Raw genomic sequence first — 15,594 nt, 5'->3', positions numbered from 1 at the left:
GCGAAGATAACAACTATATATAATCAGTCCAAATAAATTCTCTATTTTATACGTTTTATCGCTGTGTTAAAAATCAGATGATTCCATGTAACACCCCACCTTTCTTTCCCAGGGCGTCTACCTTTTTCTCAATCGTTGAATCCTTAATTAACGGTGGCGCATGATGGGGCTTACTCCTAGCATCTATGATTACCGGACCTGTACAACCCCAGTGCTTGTGTTCAATAAAAGCTCCAACGCCGTATATATCATGAGAAGGATTACTTCTTGTAAATGTAGTCCAAACAAAGTTATGTGGATTTTCCGCAGTAAATTTAGCGTCATCACAAAGCACAATCATTGCTATACCATTTAAATCAATTCGTTCAAGTTCTTTCAGATAGTCTAGCATCAAACGCTGAGTATCTTCATAAGAAGAAAACGCAGGAGCCTCTACCGCTAATACGCCTGGCATCACGAGCTTTTTATCATTGAAAGGCCTAGGTATTTCAAAGTTAGCTGGCAAGCTGTTCCATAAAACACGTATTTTCTCCCCTGCTGCCGCAAAAACCACCTTCGACCCTGAGTTAAGCCCCTCTCCCGTATAATCTAAGGTATCAATTGTGGTTTTTGTATAAAAATGTAAATCTCTCGTCGTGTCAATCCGTTCTAGTATATGCGTAAAAAATAATACGATATTATGTATATCTAACGCTGGATTATCTTCATATGCGGCTATAAATAAATATTTAGCTAAGCTCAATTGATTTTTCCCCAGAATCTGATTAGCTATTGTCAAAATTTCCTGTGGTCTTTTCAGTTTCAGATAGGGAGTATAACGTTCAGAACCAATGGCGAATAATAATGGGTGAACTCCAGCAGCATCCACCGCATGTACTGCATGTAGGCCATGAATCTCCTTTGGTATAGCAGGACCACTAATCTCATGTATCAATTCACCAAAACTCGTATCTTCCTGTGGAGGCCGGCCTACAACAGTAAACGACCAGATAGCGTCACGCCTGTGATACACCTTGTGTACTTTCATTAATGGAAATGGATGCGTTAGGCTGTAATAACCAATATGGTCACCAAAAGGGCCCTCAGGTTTATTTTCATGAGGGTATACCGTACCAGTAATGACGAAGTCAGCATCAGCAGAAACACAAAAGCCTTCATCATCATAAAAATATCTAAATCTGCGATTACCTAAAGCACCAGCAAAAATCATTTCCGACAAACCCTCAGGCAAAGGCATCACGGCTGCTAACGGGTGCGCTGGAGGTCCACCAATAAATATACTCACCTTTAAAGGTCTACCTTGTTCATTTGCTTTCGTCTGATGAATCCCTATTCCCCGATGTAATTGATAATGCAAACCCACTTCCTCATCCTGTATGTACTCATTCCCTGCCAATTGAATCCGATACATACCCAAATTCGCGTGCATAATTCCGGGCCTGGAAATATCTTCTGTGTAAACCTGCGGCATGGTTATAAACGGTCCACCATCCATTGGCCAATTCACAATTTGAGGTAGAGAACTTATGGTTGTCTGATGACGAAAGACAGGAGTTTTTCCCTTTCCTACTTTCATGGGTAAGGCAGAAAGCGCGTTTAGCGACACCCCAGCATACTTCCATGGTTTCTTCAAAGCGCGCATAGGGTCCATTTTCAAATCAACCATCATCTTCATTTTATCTATGGTATCACGAAACATAAAACGTGATCGATCTAGCGTTCCAAAAAGATTCGAAACAGCAGGAAATTTACTTCCCTTTACATGCTCAAATAATATTGCAGGCCCTTGTTTCTCATACACTCGCAGATGGATAGCTGCCATTTCCAAATAAGGGTCAATCTCTTCCTTTATTCGTATTAAATGTCCGTGTCGTTCGAGATCTTGTACACATTCGGCCAAACTCTTATAACCCATAAAATATTTATTTATCATACGGAACAAGCGCATGAATCTCTAGCAAACTTAGATAAAATTGTCATATCAAGACAAAAAAATATCCGATCATTTCTATTAAAAGCTTACAAAAAATCCTATATTAGATCTTAAAACAAGAAATCAATGAATGAGATACGAAAGCGTTTTGGAGAAATTTCTGAACAATATGATCAAGAACGCGAATTCTTAATACCTTGTTTTAAAGACTTTTACCAAATCAGCCTCCCTTTGATAGCGGAACGTACAGCGGCAGAGCATGTTTTGGATATAGGAGCAGGCACGGGTTTATTCTCCTATTTTGTTTATCAAACTAATCCTAAACTTAAATACACGCTATTAGATATTTCTCCGGAAATGTTAGGAATAGCCAGAAAACGTTTTGCAGGTTTATCCAACTTTTCTTACCTAGAAATGGATTATCGCGAGAAGGGCATCCCAGGAAAATATGACATCGTTATCTCCTCTTTATCCATACATCATCTAACTGATACGGAAAAAACGTCTATCTATCAACGGGTCTATAAAGCCTTAAATCCTGGAGGATTATTTGTTAATGCTGATCAAGTAAAAGGCCGGACCTCTGCAATAGACAACTTTTATAAAGCTCAATGGCGTCGTTCGGTTATCGAGTCAGGTTTGGATCAAGCCTCTATACAAAGAGCTTTTCAAAGGACGTCTCTTGATAAGTTTGCACCTTTAGCTTGGCAATTAAATGAACTTCAACGAACAGGCTTTCAAGAAGTGGATTGCATTTATCGTTATCACAACTTTGTAGTAATGATTGGAACAAAAGCTTAAGGATACCCTTAGAATTGTATTGCCTCTACACCGAATTTATTTAGGAAATCAACCCCCTCGTCCGAAGGAAGCCCCTTATAGATAGCATAAGAACGTTTATAATATACCCGAATGATACCTGCTGAATAAATCAGTCTAGCACAAGGCAAACAAGGGGATAAGGTAGTATATAGTGTTGCCCCCTGCAAACCCGCTCCGTTTTTAACAGCATACAATATCGCATTCTCTTCTGCGTGTAGTGCCAATGAACAACTACCTCTAGCATCACGCGCGCAACCATCTTCTGGCCATTCTTGGTCACAGTTATGTGTACCAGATGGCGGGCCATTATAACCTATGGATATGATACGGGTATCTTTAGCTAAGACAGCTCCCACATGTGCTTTTACACAGTGAGATCTTTCCGCTAGCTCTAGCGCTAAATTCATGAAAATTTCGTCAAAACTTGGCTTTACCATTTCTCTATTCGTTACATTTCAAAACTGTTACATGGCATACCCAATAAACCAGTAATGCAAGAGAAAGATACTCTCTCTTAAAAACAACGCCAACAAAAATAAAAAAATAACCGACTCAATCCGTCAAAAATAGCCATGCATTTTTTTAGCAAAATTTCCATTTAATTTTTTTTTAGTATAATTGCAGCTCAACCAAGCAAGGGAAAAACATGATTGAAGTTATTGTTTCTGGCGTTGGCCTAGGTATTGTATTGTCTTTCCTGACCGGCCCAGCATTCTTCGCTTTACTAAAAACTAGCCTTGAAAAGGGCTTTTACGGCGGGTTATCATTTGCTTTTGGTGTCTTCACTGCTGATATTTTATATGTTGCTCTCGCTCTATATGGCTCCTCCTACATTGCCAGGGAACGCGAAATATTGTTACCCTTAGGTATTATCGGGAGTATTGTGCTATTGGGAGTTGGCATTCACTATATTCTTAAGAAAGTAACCATTAAACGGAACAACAAATGTCTTTCTAAAAAAGAACATGGTGGGTACTGTATTAAAGGCTTTGCTATGTGTATATTTAATCCAACGTTGTTATTATATTGGATAAGTGTCACAAGTGGTGTTGTATCTATCAGCAACGATTTCGATCTTAAGCGAATTATCCCGTTTTTCGCCTGTGTATTACTGACGCAGTTAGGTATCGATTCTCTAAAAGCTTTTTATGCCGACAAGCTTAGTCACAAAATAGAAGAGTGCACGTTGAATAAAATCAATAAATTTGCTGGTGCTCTTATCATCGTGTTTGCACTCAGACTCATGTATGAGCTCGTATTTACCCACACAATAGTTTAAGAAAGAGGCAAAATAGCTGTTATGAAGTGTACTTCAAATAGTTTTTACTTTTGGAGCTATGTATTTTTTGACCTCTTTCTTAAAAATATAAAATGGAGCAGTAGATAATACTTCGTGAAAAATTATGCGGAATAGTAAGCTCTAATATTCTTACCTTCTACCCAGTTCATAAATGCCCTGTTTACCACTTTATTCCCTCCAGGTGTTGGATAATCTCCTGAGAAATACCAATCTCCTCTATTTTTTGGACAAGCAATATGCAAATCTTTCAACGTTTGATAAATTACTTCTACTTTGGCGTTTATACCTATAGGAGTAACGATACGAGCAATTTCTTCTGAGATTTCTTCATAAGTGAAAGGTTCATAAATTGCCTTAACATGGTTTACCACTTGCTCATTATCCATATCAAGTGACTCAACACATTTCTGATAAACGTCGTCAATAATATAATTCATACCATTTCTTCTCAATAAAGAAATCGCTGCTTCGAAGGCGACAAATTCTCCCATCCGAGACATATCTATACCATAGCAATCGGGATAGCGGATTTGAGGGGCAGAGGAAACTATAATAATCTTAACGGGGTTCAATCTATCCAATATTTTAAGAATACTCTGCTTCAAAGTCGTCCCTCTAACGATCGAATCATCTATGGCCACAATAGTATCTTTTCCTCCCTTCACTATTCCATAGGTTGTGTCATAAATATGTGCAACCATATCCTGCCTGTCTGCATCTTGTGTAATAAATGTTCGAAGCTTAGCATCTTTAATGTTCAACTTCTCGAACCTGGGAGAGATACTCAACATTTCGTCAAGTTCTTTATCAGCTATCTTATCTGCTCTTTTGAGTAGCGTATCCTTCTGTAATTTCCTTACATAATCGTTCACCCCGTCCATTACCCCATAGAAAGCTACCTCCGCAGTATTGGGTATGAAGGAAAAGACTGTATTCTTAATATCATGCTTAACTGCCTTCAATATACTCGGACAAAGTAAACGGCCCAGCTGCTTTCTTTCTTGATAAACTTCCGTATCACTTCCGCGCGAAAAATAAATTCGCTCAAAAGAACATGATTTTTGTTCTTCCGGTTCACGGAACATCTCTTCACTTATTGTTCCATCCTTTTTGATGATTAACGCATGCCCCGGTTTAATTTCCTTTATACTTTCGAACCTTATATTAAAAGCCGTTTGTATTGCCGGACGTTCAGAGGCCGCTATCACAATTTCATCATCATAATAATAATAAGCAGGCCTTATACCAACGGGATCCCGCATTACAAAAGCATCTCCATGACCAAATATCCCACTGATAGTGTAACCGCCATCCCAGGTTTTAGCCGATCGCCGTAATATATTAGCAACATCAAGATTTTTAGCTATAAGCGCGCTTATTTCAACGTTAGAATACCCCTCTTTTTTAAACTCATCAAATAACTCCTGATTTTCAGTATCAAGGAAATGGCCTATTTTCTCTAGCACAGTTACGGTATCCGCCTGCTCTTTCGGATGTTGCCCTAACTCAAACAATTGTTCCAATAGCTCGTCAACATTAGTCATGTTAAAGTTTCCGGCAATCACTAGATTTCGGCTCATCCAGTTATTCTGCCGTAAAAAGGGGTGGCAATTTTCTATACTGTTTTTACCATGTGTACCATAGCGCAAATGCCCTAACAGCACTTCCCCTATAAAACTCATATTTTCCTTTAACCAGTGCGAATCTTGGAAAAGATCTGGATCAGACTGCTGTATAGCTGCGAATTTCCGTTGTACATATTCGAAAATCTCCGAAACAGCACTAGACCCCATTGCTCGATATCTACTTATATAACGATTACCTGGCTTTACATCAAATTTAATGGTAGCAATACCCGCACCGTCTTGTCCACGGTTATGCTGCTTTTCCATTAATAGATATAGTTTATTGAGACCGTACAGAGGTGTTCCATACTTTTCCTGATAATAGGATAGAGGCTTTAGCAAACGAATCATCGCAATGCCGCACTCGTGTTTAATTGAGTCACTCATATTTGGAATTGAGCATGCAAAATTACATTTTTATATGGCTTTGCAAAAGAAAAGCAGTCTAAAAATAAACACTTCAATGTAAAATAATAAAGGCCCAAAAAAAGGGCCTTCTAATCAGCACGTAAACTAGCTAATTTCTAGTTATTGTTTTTGGTTGGTTATAATTTCTCGCCATGTTGACTAATATCAAGCCCCACTTCCTCCTCCTCTGGGGAAACACGCAACTTGCTGATTGTATTCGTAATTTTTAACAGAATAAAGGCTACTATAAATGTATAGGCCACAGCCCCAATTAATCCTATTACTTGTGCCCAAAACAACGTTGTTTCACCAAAAAACAAACCGTTCGTATCAATATCAGGATTAATAGTTTTTGTTGCGAACACCCCCGTTAAAATCATTCCTATCATCCCCCCTACTCCATGGCTTGGAAACACATCCAACGTATCGTCAACGTTGGAGCGAGTAGTACGCCATTCAACTAACAAATTGCAGATGATCGAGGTTACTACCCCTATTATTAAGGAGTGAGGAACAGTAACGAAGCCTGCAGCTGGCGTAATCGCCACCAAGCCAACAACTACCCCTATAGAAACTCCCATGGCTGTTGGTTTTTTCCCTCGCGCTGCATCAAAAAAGATCCATGCCAAAGCAGCCGCAGCTGATGCTGTCGTAGTAGTTGCTAGAGCAGAAGCTGCTAAGTCATTCGCCCCAAAAGCAGAGCCAGCGTTGAAACCAAACCAGCCAAACCAAAGTAAACCCATACCGATCAATACATAAGTTACACGAGCAGGGTCATGACCGTTACTATTACCTCTTTTAAGAAAAATAGCCGATACAAAAGCGGTCACACCAGCAGACATGTGAACAACAGTACCACCTGCAAAATCTAATACGCCCATATTTGCCAGCAAACCCTCTGGATGCCAAGTAGCGTGTGCTAATGGGGCATAAATAAAGATAAAAAACAAACAAACAAACAGAATATATGACGTAAAGCGAATACGTTCTGCAAACGCACCAGTTATTAACGCTGGTGTTATAATAGCAAATTTGAGCTGATACATCGCAAAAAGTGCAAACGGTATGGTAGGGGCACCAGACCAATTCGGTCCGCCAATCACTCCGTTAAACATAAAATACGTCGCAGGATTACCAATAACTCCATATAGAGACTCTCCAAACACTAAACTAAAACCAAAAATCACCCAAACAACTGCAATTAAACACATACATATGAAGCTTTGCAGCATGGTAGAGATGACATTTTTCTTTTTAACCATTCCGCCATAAAAAAATGCTAAACCCGGCGTCATGATTAACACTAACGCTGTAGATGTTAACATCCAGGCTACATCAGCAGCATCATAACTAGATTCACCACCTACATTTATCGGTATTGACGGAAAAAACAAACACAAAACAACCAATAACAACAGAAAAACAAATGGAATAGTTGATTTTTTAGATTTCATAATCAATTTTTTTACTTTTTTGTCCAAATATATAGAATTGTTAAAAATAAATAACAAAAAAATTAACATTTTTTTATATAAATGCATTTTTACATACAAAAATGTAAACAAAATATCTAAAAAAACAAAAATAAACCGATTACCACATAAAAAGGAAGTAGTAACAACGAGATTTTTTAGTTCAGCATAATGGAGGGAAAAATGCCCAGAATCAAGGTGAAGAATGACAAAAGCAGAGCTATCACCACGAGGCCATTAACAGGCGATTTAGGATAATCAACTTCACTGTTACGCAGGAAGGCGTTAAGTGGAATCTTAAAATAAAAAAACAATGCGACTACTGTAGTAACTGCGCCGGTTGCTAAGAGTACTAACCAGGCCATGTCACCTCCATGCGTATAAACATCCCATGCAGCAGAGAAGGCTAATAACTTTGCAATAAAGCCAGCAGTGGGAGGTAAACCTATTAGGGATACCATAAAAATAGTCATGGCCATTGTTAATGTAGGATACACCTTCCCTAGACCTCGAAACTGATTTACGTCTACTACACCCAGCCTTTCTTCAAAATAGGACGCCAGCATAAACACGCCCATATTCATGATGGTATAGATTAACAAATAATACAGCAAAACATTAACGGATTGTTCGAGACCTGAAAGAACGATCATCATTAAAAAACCGGTATGACCAATAGAAGAGTAGGCCATCATCCGTTTTAAGTTATGCTGTCTAATTGCGACAAAGTTACCTACTACCATACTGGCTACAGCAAAAAATACCAACATATAGAAAATTACCACCGGCATCATAAACATAGACCATGCCGATACAAAGCGCGCTAACAGTACGATCGCCGCAATTTTAGGAGCTGTCGACAAAAGAGCTACCACTGGCGTAGCCGCACCTTGATAAATATCAGGACTCCAAAAATGAAAAGGCACAAAAGACAATTTAAATCCGATTCCTGTCAATACCAATAACATAGCAAACAATAACAACGGCACAGGCATTTCTGCCAAAGCTATTAAGTGGTTTTCTCCAGTAAACGAAAGACTACCTGTATATCCGTAAAGAAAAGATATACCATACAACATCATAGCAGAACAAACGGCACCAAATAGTACATATTTCATTGCTGCCTCACTTTGATTCTTTCCAATCACAAAAGCACCCACCATAATATATGAACCTATTGAAACCATTTCGACAGCGATATAAGTCATCAGCCAATTGACAGACATAGCCATTAAGTTCATTCCTACATGTAGCGCTAAGAGGGTACTCAATAAATCAGCGATCCCTTTCTCATAAGTTTTGAACACTTTACTGTAAAATAAAAAAGAACCAAATAAGAGTCCGGACAAAGTAATCAGAATTTTAATCTTGGCACCGGTGGTATCCGGGAGGATCATATCAAAAAACACGGGTTCATCGGCTGGTGAGTGTAACTGATAAACCGTAGCCATACCCGCCAACAGTAACCCCACCATAGTTATTAACCACGTTATAAACGAATTATTCTTTACAAAAACTCCAGAAAATATACTTATCAAGAAGGCAATGGTAAGTATAGATTCAGGAAGTAAAAAGGCCAGTCCCTCTATCACCAAATCTATCAAATCACTTATATGCGGTATATATTCTTTCATGACGCTTATATTCTGCGCAAATTTATTATTTAGAAACCCCCATCAATTCAATTAATGAAAGTACTGATGTGTTAATTTTTTCAAAAGCTAAGAAAGGAACTATACCCAAAAGTAATGCAAAAACCACCATAGGAACCAAAACAATTGTTTCACGCCTATCAACGTCCCTTAATTGCTTTCGCCAGTCCTCACCTCCCTTCAACCTCGTATTGCCAAAAAACATCCGCTGCAATGTCCAGAGGAAATAAGCGGCACTTAATAGGATACCGACTGACCCTCCAACGGCCATCCATCGAGGCAACAAACCGTTAACACTTTCCGAATTAAAAGCGCCAATGATAGTGAACGCTTCTGCGATAAATGCAGAAAAACCTGGAAGTCCCAAAGATGCAAAAAATCCGACCGCAACAAACACCGTATATTTTGGCATAATGGAGGCCAGTCCTCTAAAATTATAAATCATCCTGTCGTGCACCCGATCATATAGTACCCCTACCAAAAAAAACAACATAGCCGATAAAAAGCCATGACTCACCATCTGAAATATCGCTCCACTTACTCCTTCGGGTGTCATCGAAGCAGCACCTAACAACACAAAGCCCATATGCGACACAGACGAATAAGCCACCAACCTTTTAAGATCTTGCTGCGCTAATGCATTTAGTGCCCCATACAAAATCGACACCACGCCAATCAACCCCAACCACCACGCACTTTCGATGGCTTGATCAGGGAAAATACCAAAGCAAATACGCAAAATACCATATCCGCCAACTTTTAACAGGATTCCTGCCAGAATGATAGAAACCGGAGTAGGAGCCTCCACATGTGCATCCGGCAACCAAGTATGTAAAGGTACGATAGGAATTTTTATACCAAAGGCGATAAACAGGACAATAAATGCTAATAAACGAGCAGATACTCCGAACAACTCCTGATGGGCAATAGGTGAAAAAATGGATTCCTTAACAATATTGTCGGGGTTCATCATATGCAGCATGTTAAAGGTATGGCTTCCTGTTAATGGGTCTATTACGGAGAAATATAAACCCACCATCACCAGTAACATAAACACTGAGCCCAATAACGTATAAAGGAAAAACTTTATGGCCGCATATTCTCTACGTGCGCCGCCCCATATGCCTATAAGAAAATAAAGTGGCAACAGCATCACTTCATAGAACACATAAAACAGGAAAAAGTCAAGTGCCACAAAAACTCCCATTACGGCGGTATTTAACAGCATCAATAAGGCAAAATAGCCCTTAAGCTGCTTTTCCATCGTCCATGATGCCACAACCGCCACGAGCATGACAAGCGCCGTTAAAAACAAGAATAGTATAGAGAGTCCGTCAACCCCTACTAGATAGTCTACTTCCAATGTACCTAAAGCTCCCAAGTTCATTCTTATCCATGGAAGCTGCTCTACAAACTGATACGATTCCAATACATTCACACCACCGAAACCATCGTTAAATTGGTAATATAAATAAGCGGACAGCAACAGCTGCACTGTGCAAATGCCGGCTGCAATATATTTAAAACTAGCTTTCAACGCTGTTGGCAAAACCAACATCACTAGAGCAGCCAATAATGGCAAAAAAATTAAGATAGACAACCAGCTCATAATAATAACATATCAAGGACTAAAAAAAACTAATCCCTAAAAACAGTATAATTAAAAAAAACAAGAACATGCTAAATAGGTATTGTTGAACTCTTCCGCTTTTTGCATTTCTAAATGTATCGCCCAATATGTTGGATAGCGTTCCTGCTCCATTCACCACACCATCTACCAATTTACGATCTACCCACTCAACCATATTTGCCAATAAAGGAATTGCCCTACCAAGTTTATCCACCAACCCGTCTACAAACGTACGATCAAAAGCATATAAAATACGGGAAAACCACTTGACAACCTTTATTATTAATTTGTGATAAACCGCATCTAAATACCATTGGTTAAGGGAAAACTTAAAAAAAACACCGGTGCCTTTTAGGGGGTATTTAAGCCGGGCATACCATCGCCAAGCTACAAAAATAACGATAATACTTATGCTATTCACCGCTGCGGGAACCACCGTATGATAAATATTTACGCGTTGTAAAGCTTCCGTTTTATCAAATCCATTGAGTAGCCATACATTTTCAAAAACCAATGGATTATAGGAAAATAAAGGAAATAATGCGCACAAGGCTAAGAAAGTCATAGGATAGCGCATCCCTACCGGAGCTTCATATAAAGCGATGGTTTTTTGATAATTTAAAGCTAAACGGAATTTACCATAAAACACTTTAAACACCAAGCGCGCAATATAAAATGCCGTAAGTGCACTGGTTAGTAACAATGACACCGGAACAATCATCCAGATGTTAGACCTCCATTCTGCCCATTCAAAAGCATAAATTAAAATAGCATCTTTTGAAAGATAGCCTGCGGTTAGTGGTAAACCCGCTAGAGCCAACGCTGCGATCAATGTCAAACGGAATGTTTTTGGCATATACTTTCTTAACCCGCCCATATTCCGTATGTCTTGCGGATCAAAATCTAATTGGTTCTGATCTCTCACGTGATGCATCTCATGAATGATGGCACCGGCAGCCAGGAACAGTAAACATTTAAAAAAAGCATGGGTTACCAAATGAAACATCGCTACGCCATATTGCCCAATTCCAATGGCCACCATCATGAATCCTAACTGCGATATAGTAGAAAAGGCTAATATTTTTTTGATATCATATTGCGTCAAAGCGATTGTTGCCGCCATAAAAGCTGTAAAAGCACCTATACTGCCTATCATAAGCAAAACAGTGGCATCAAAAAGTGGTGATATGCGAACCAGCATAAATACACCGGCAGCAACCATTGTAGCAGCATGAATTAACGAAGAAACTGAGGTAGGCCCCTCCATAGCATCCGGCAACCATATATGAAAGGGAAATTGGGCGGATTTTGCCATAGCACCCATAAAAAACGCTGTTCCTGCTAAGGTGAGCCAAACAGCTGGTACGGATGCCCCCCGAAATTGCCATCGCACACCGTCATTCACTGCCTGATTTATAAACCCCTGTTCGCCAAAAAGCAACTCAACGTCAAGCGTTTGAAACTGTGAATATAAGATGCATATTCCGATAAGAAATCCCAAATCACCTATTCTATTAATCAAAAAAGCCTTTTTATTGGCGCGGATTGCCGCCTCTTTTGTAAACCAAAACCCGATTAATAAGTAGGAAGCAAAACCCACTAGCTCCCAACAAACGTACATGAGCAATAAGCTGTCGGCCATAACTAAAGCCAACATAGCAAAGCAGAACAAACTGAGGTACATCCAATATCGATGAATCCCAGGGTCTCCCTTCATATAAAAAACAGAATAAATATGCACAGGCAAACCTACTACGCTAATTAACACCATCATTAGCACCGACAGATTATTTAATATAATACCTGCTTTAAATTCGTTGGCACCAACGGTAAACCATGTAATCTGCTCATGTATCTGCTCTCCGTTCCACACATTTACAAAAACCACTATAGACCCAATAACACTGATACACATGGCTGTTACTGCGAGAAGACCACCGCTAATTTTTCTACCTCCAAAGACAGTGGCCATGAAAGCACATAGCGGAGCAATCAACACCATTAGTGAAAGGAAAACATTCAATGATATGTGGTTCAGGAGGCTCATTTAATCTTTTAAATCCCTGATATCATGAGGGTTTATATTCTTATAGTATCGATACACATTGAGGATAATTGCTAAGGCAACAGCTACGGATGCCGCTGCAAGCACAATAGCAAAAAGTGCAAATGTTTGCCCACCATACAGTGCTTTGTCATATCTCCCAAAAGACACCAAGTTAAGCACCGCAGCATTAATCATCAACTCAATACCCACAAGTACGAGAACAGCATTTCTTTTAGCCAATACTGCATATAATCCTATGACGAAAAGTAGTGCACTAACAATTAAAAAATGGGTTAAGGTGATCAAGATCTACGCTCCTCCTTTCTCGCCAGATGAGCAGCTCCCATTAAAGCCATCATTAAAAAAACGGAAACTACTTCAAAAGGCAGAACATAGCGCGTCATGAGGTTAACCCCGAGGTATCGAATCGTTTCATCTCCCACTTGTATAAACCCTTTAGTATCTTTAGAAGCAGTAATCCACGTAGGTTCTTGTTTGTCAAATAATAGCACCATATAGATCAGCACCCCAAAGAATGAGACAGCGATTAAAGCACCTTGCCAATTTGGAAGGGAAAAAACCCCCATAACTCCCGATTTTAAATCATTCAATAACTCTTTATTAGATAACATAAATGCAAAAAGCATCAATACAAGCACCCCTCCCACGTAAACAATCACTTGGGTAATTGCCACGAAGTCTGCCAATGCAAAAATATACAATCCTGCAACTGAGAAAAGCGTAATAAAAAAAAGAAATAAACTACGAACGAGATTCTTTATGGTTACAACCAATAAGGCAGATCCAACCGCCGTTGTAGCTAACAAATAAAAGAGCATCAGTTCCATAGTCATATCCTTACTTACGTTTAGCTGCCTCCTTTTCAGCCTGAACACGAGCAAATTCTTCCTTTTTTTCGCTGATTTCCGATTCGCTCATTTCAGAAAACTGGTAAATAAAGTCTGCTAATTTAGAAGTACTTCTGTCGTAATTATCGGTCATGGTGATACACTCTGTAGGGCAAACCACGGTACACAGTCCACAGTACATACATTTAGCCATGTCAATATCAAATTTAGCAGCGTATAAACGTTTAACGCTTCCATCAGAAGTTTTCCCTATGGCTTCGGTAGCTTTTATGGCTTCAATATCAATACAATCAACAGGACAGGCTTTTGCACATAAATCACATACGATGCAATCATCAATTTCAACATCTAATTGGTAGCGAGCTACCTCAGGTATCGGAATTTCCTCTTTTGGATATTGAATCGTAGTCACTCCTTGCTGTTTATCAAAGTAATTTTCCTGTTTAATATCTAATTCTTTACGTGCTCTACGTGCAGCAAAAAAATGCCTGAGGGTAATACTTAACCCCTTAATTGCACTGGTAAAAGCGTATAAAGTTCTCTTAAACATAAAATAAAATTATCAGCTGTTAGTAATTGACTATATTTTCATTATTATCAGCTCTAAATCCTCAAATAGCCTTAATATAGCATATTTGCTTAAGCAATCATCCAACCATTACGGCAACTCTCCATATACCAGAAATTACCATACATAGAAAAGCTAAAGGCGTTAACACTTTCCAGCATAAGTTCATTAACTGGTCTACTCGTAACCGGGGCAATGTCCACCGAATCAATATCTGTACTCCCACGATTAACAATGTTTTTGTAAGTATCCAGAAAACGCCCCATCCCATACCTGTGGTCCATTTAGCAAACTCGAACGAACCAATATTGGGCAGAGGGGTATTCCACCCTCCTAAGAACAGGACTACGCCAATCATAGAAACCAAAAACATCATACAATATTCTGCCAGAAAAAAGAAAGCAAAGCGCAGCCCTCCATATTCGGTATGGTAACCGGATACCAGTTCAGATTCGGCTTCTGGTATATCAAAAGGAGCTCTATTACATTCTGCCAAAGATGCAATGAAGTAAATAATATAAGCTAAAATTAAATGTGGAGCTTGAAATATATTCCATGCAAGAAAACCTCCAATTTCACTTACATCCCACATCCCGATAAACCAAATTTCCTGATTGCTCAAAATCCCTTGGTTTATCGTAATCTCCTGCATATTTAAGGTTTGTGTAACCATTACCGCTGCAATTAAAGCAATACCGGCAGGTATTTCATAAGACACAATTTGAGCAACGGCGCGCAGCGAGCCGAGTAGCGAAAACTTATTGTTAGACCCCCAGCCAGCCATCAGTACACCTATAGCTTCAACTGAAATAATAGCAATCACATAAAATAACCCGAGGTTTAAAGCTGCGGGAGCCAAGCTAGGTGCCCAAGGCATAGCAGCAAAGCCCAGATAGACTGCCACAAATACAATAACTGGCGCAGCAGCAAATAAAATTTTATCTGCATTGGCTGGAGAAATAAATTCCTTCTGCAACAACTTTAATATATCAGCAATGGTTTGTAAACTACCGAATTTACCCGTTTCCATAGGCCCTAACCTATCTTGCACAAATCCAGCTATTTTTCTTTCTGCATAGACAGCAAAAAGTGTAAAACTTGCCAAGAAGGCAAATAAAACAATGGCTACGAGTATATATGTGATGTAAAAATTCAAGGCAACCCCATACAAATGATCAATGAGTGCAAACTTAATGATTAACCTCGAAAATACTAAATGGAAATCAAACTTATTTTGAATGATTCTAATAACTACTTACTTGATGGGT

Annotated in this window: 13 protein-coding genes; 2 read left to right on the top strand and 11 right to left on the bottom strand. The window is 39.1% G+C overall.

Annotated elements, in window-relative coordinates:
• Positions 1-73: 73 nt before the first annotated feature.
• On the bottom strand, positions 74-1,915 hold the full coding sequence (locus tag H8S90_RS11430) for a UbiD family decarboxylase (RefSeq protein ID WP_187342653.1): 1,842 nt from the start codon (positions 1,913-1,915) through the stop codon (positions 74-76).
• Positions 1,916-2,059: 144 nt separating this feature from the next.
• Between H8S90_RS11430 and H8S90_RS11425 the strand changes: the two genes are divergently transcribed.
• Positions 2,060-2,734, top strand: coding sequence for a trans-aconitate 2-methyltransferase (locus tag H8S90_RS11425; RefSeq protein WP_187342652.1), 675 nt, complete (start codon positions 2,060-2,062; stop codon positions 2,732-2,734).
• A gap of 8 nt (positions 2,735-2,742) precedes the next feature.
• Here the strand turns inward: H8S90_RS11425 and H8S90_RS11420 are convergent, their stop codons facing one another.
• Positions 2,743-3,192 carry a dCMP deaminase family protein gene (locus H8S90_RS11420; RefSeq protein ID WP_187342651.1) on the bottom strand — a complete coding sequence of 150 codons (450 nt, stop codon included), beginning with the start codon at positions 3,190-3,192 and terminating at the stop codon, positions 2,743-2,745.
• 209 nt (positions 3,193-3,401) lie between these two features.
• Between H8S90_RS11420 and H8S90_RS11415 the strand changes: the two genes are divergently transcribed.
• Positions 3,402-4,034 carry a LysE family translocator gene (locus tag H8S90_RS11415; RefSeq protein ID WP_187342650.1) on the top strand — a complete coding sequence of 211 codons (633 nt, stop codon included), beginning with the start codon at positions 3,402-3,404 and terminating at the stop codon, positions 4,032-4,034.
• Positions 4,035-4,156: 122 nt separating this feature from the next.
• Here H8S90_RS11415 and H8S90_RS11410 read toward each other — a convergent pair whose 3' ends face one another.
• From H8S90_RS11410 to nuoH, 9 genes are all read right to left on the bottom strand, one after another.
• Positions 4,157-6,067 carry a class II glutamine amidotransferase gene (locus H8S90_RS11410; RefSeq protein WP_187342649.1) on the bottom strand — a complete coding sequence of 637 codons (1,911 nt, stop codon included), beginning with the start codon at positions 6,065-6,067 and terminating at the stop codon, positions 4,157-4,159.
• 158 nt (positions 6,068-6,225) lie between these two features.
• On the bottom strand, positions 6,226-7,542 hold the full coding sequence (locus H8S90_RS11405; protein WP_187343011.1) for an ammonium transporter: 1,317 nt from the start codon (positions 7,540-7,542) through the stop codon (positions 6,226-6,228).
• A gap of 176 nt (positions 7,543-7,718) precedes the next feature.
• Positions 7,719-9,194: an NADH-quinone oxidoreductase subunit N gene (locus H8S90_RS11400; RefSeq protein ID WP_187342648.1), complete on the bottom strand. Its 1,476-nt coding sequence runs from the start codon at positions 9,192-9,194 to the stop codon at positions 7,719-7,721.
• Between the two features lie 25 nt (positions 9,195-9,219).
• Positions 9,220-10,821, bottom strand: coding sequence for a NuoM family protein (locus H8S90_RS11395; protein WP_187342647.1), 1,602 nt, complete (start codon positions 10,819-10,821; stop codon positions 9,220-9,222).
• A gap of 19 nt (positions 10,822-10,840) precedes the next feature.
• Entirely contained in the window at positions 10,841-12,889 is a 2,049-nt protein-coding gene (nuoL, locus tag H8S90_RS11390) for an NADH-quinone oxidoreductase subunit L (protein WP_187342646.1), read from the bottom strand.
• Positions 12,890-13,195 carry an NADH-quinone oxidoreductase subunit NuoK gene (gene nuoK / locus H8S90_RS11385; protein WP_305082290.1) on the bottom strand — a complete coding sequence of 102 codons (306 nt, stop codon included), beginning with the start codon at positions 13,193-13,195 and terminating at the stop codon, positions 12,890-12,892. It abuts the gene before it with no gap.
• Complete coding sequence (locus H8S90_RS11380) at positions 13,192-13,743, bottom strand: NADH-quinone oxidoreductase subunit J (protein ID WP_187342645.1); 552 nt, start codon at positions 13,741-13,743, stop codon at positions 13,192-13,194. The genes nuoK and H8S90_RS11380 overlap by 4 nt, the downstream gene beginning before the upstream one ends.
• Before the next feature lie 4 nt (positions 13,744-13,747).
• Positions 13,748-14,308 (bottom strand): 4Fe-4S binding protein, encoded by a 561-nt coding sequence (locus tag H8S90_RS11375; RefSeq protein WP_187342644.1) that lies wholly within the window; start codon positions 14,306-14,308, stop codon positions 13,748-13,750.
• A gap of 97 nt (positions 14,309-14,405) precedes the next feature.
• Entirely contained in the window at positions 14,406-15,482 is a 1,077-nt protein-coding gene (nuoH, locus tag H8S90_RS11370) for an NADH-quinone oxidoreductase subunit NuoH (protein WP_187342643.1), read from the bottom strand.
• Between the last annotated feature and the right edge of the window lie 112 nt (positions 15,483-15,594).

Origin of the sequence: Olivibacter sp. SDN3 (assembly GCF_014334135.1) — a bacterium.
Taxonomy (GTDB): domain Bacteria; phylum Bacteroidota; class Bacteroidia; order Sphingobacteriales; family Sphingobacteriaceae; genus Olivibacter.
The sequence above is the reverse complement of the archived record's forward strand: the minus strand, read 5'-3'. Positions and strand labels throughout refer to the sequence as shown.

Coding starts and splice junctions, on each gene's coding strand:
- H8S90_RS11400 (WP_187342648.1), bottom strand. CDS start 9,194: ATGAAAGAATATATACCGCATATAAGTGATTTGATAGATTTGGTGATA.
- H8S90_RS11395 (WP_187342647.1), bottom strand. CDS start 10,821: ATGAGCTGGTTGTCTATCTTAATTTTTTTGCCATTATTGGCTGCTCTA.
- H8S90_RS11405 (WP_187343011.1), bottom strand. CDS start 7,542: ATGAAATCTAAAAAATCAACTATTCCATTTGTTTTTCTGTTGTTATTG.
- H8S90_RS11410 (WP_187342649.1), bottom strand. CDS start 6,067: ATGAGTGACTCAATTAAACACGAGTGCGGCATTGCGATGATTCGTTTG.
- H8S90_RS11380 (WP_187342645.1), bottom strand. CDS start 13,743: ATGACTATGGAACTGATGCTCTTTTATTTGTTAGCTACAACGGCGGTT.
- H8S90_RS11415 (WP_187342650.1), top strand. CDS start 3,402: ATGATTGAAGTTATTGTTTCTGGCGTTGGCCTAGGTATTGTATTGTCT.
- H8S90_RS11420 (WP_187342651.1), bottom strand. CDS start 3,192: ATGGTAAAGCCAAGTTTTGACGAAATTTTCATGAATTTAGCGCTAGAG.
- H8S90_RS11430 (WP_187342653.1), bottom strand. CDS start 1,915: ATGGGTTATAAGAGTTTGGCCGAATGTGTACAAGATCTCGAACGACAC.
- H8S90_RS11425 (WP_187342652.1), top strand. CDS start 2,060: ATGAATGAGATACGAAAGCGTTTTGGAGAAATTTCTGAACAATATGAT.
- nuoL (WP_187342646.1), bottom strand. CDS start 12,889: ATGAGCCTCCTGAACCACATATCATTGAATGTTTTCCTTTCACTAATG.
- H8S90_RS11375 (WP_187342644.1), bottom strand. CDS start 14,308: ATGTTTAAGAGAACTTTATACGCTTTTACCAGTGCAATTAAGGGGTTA.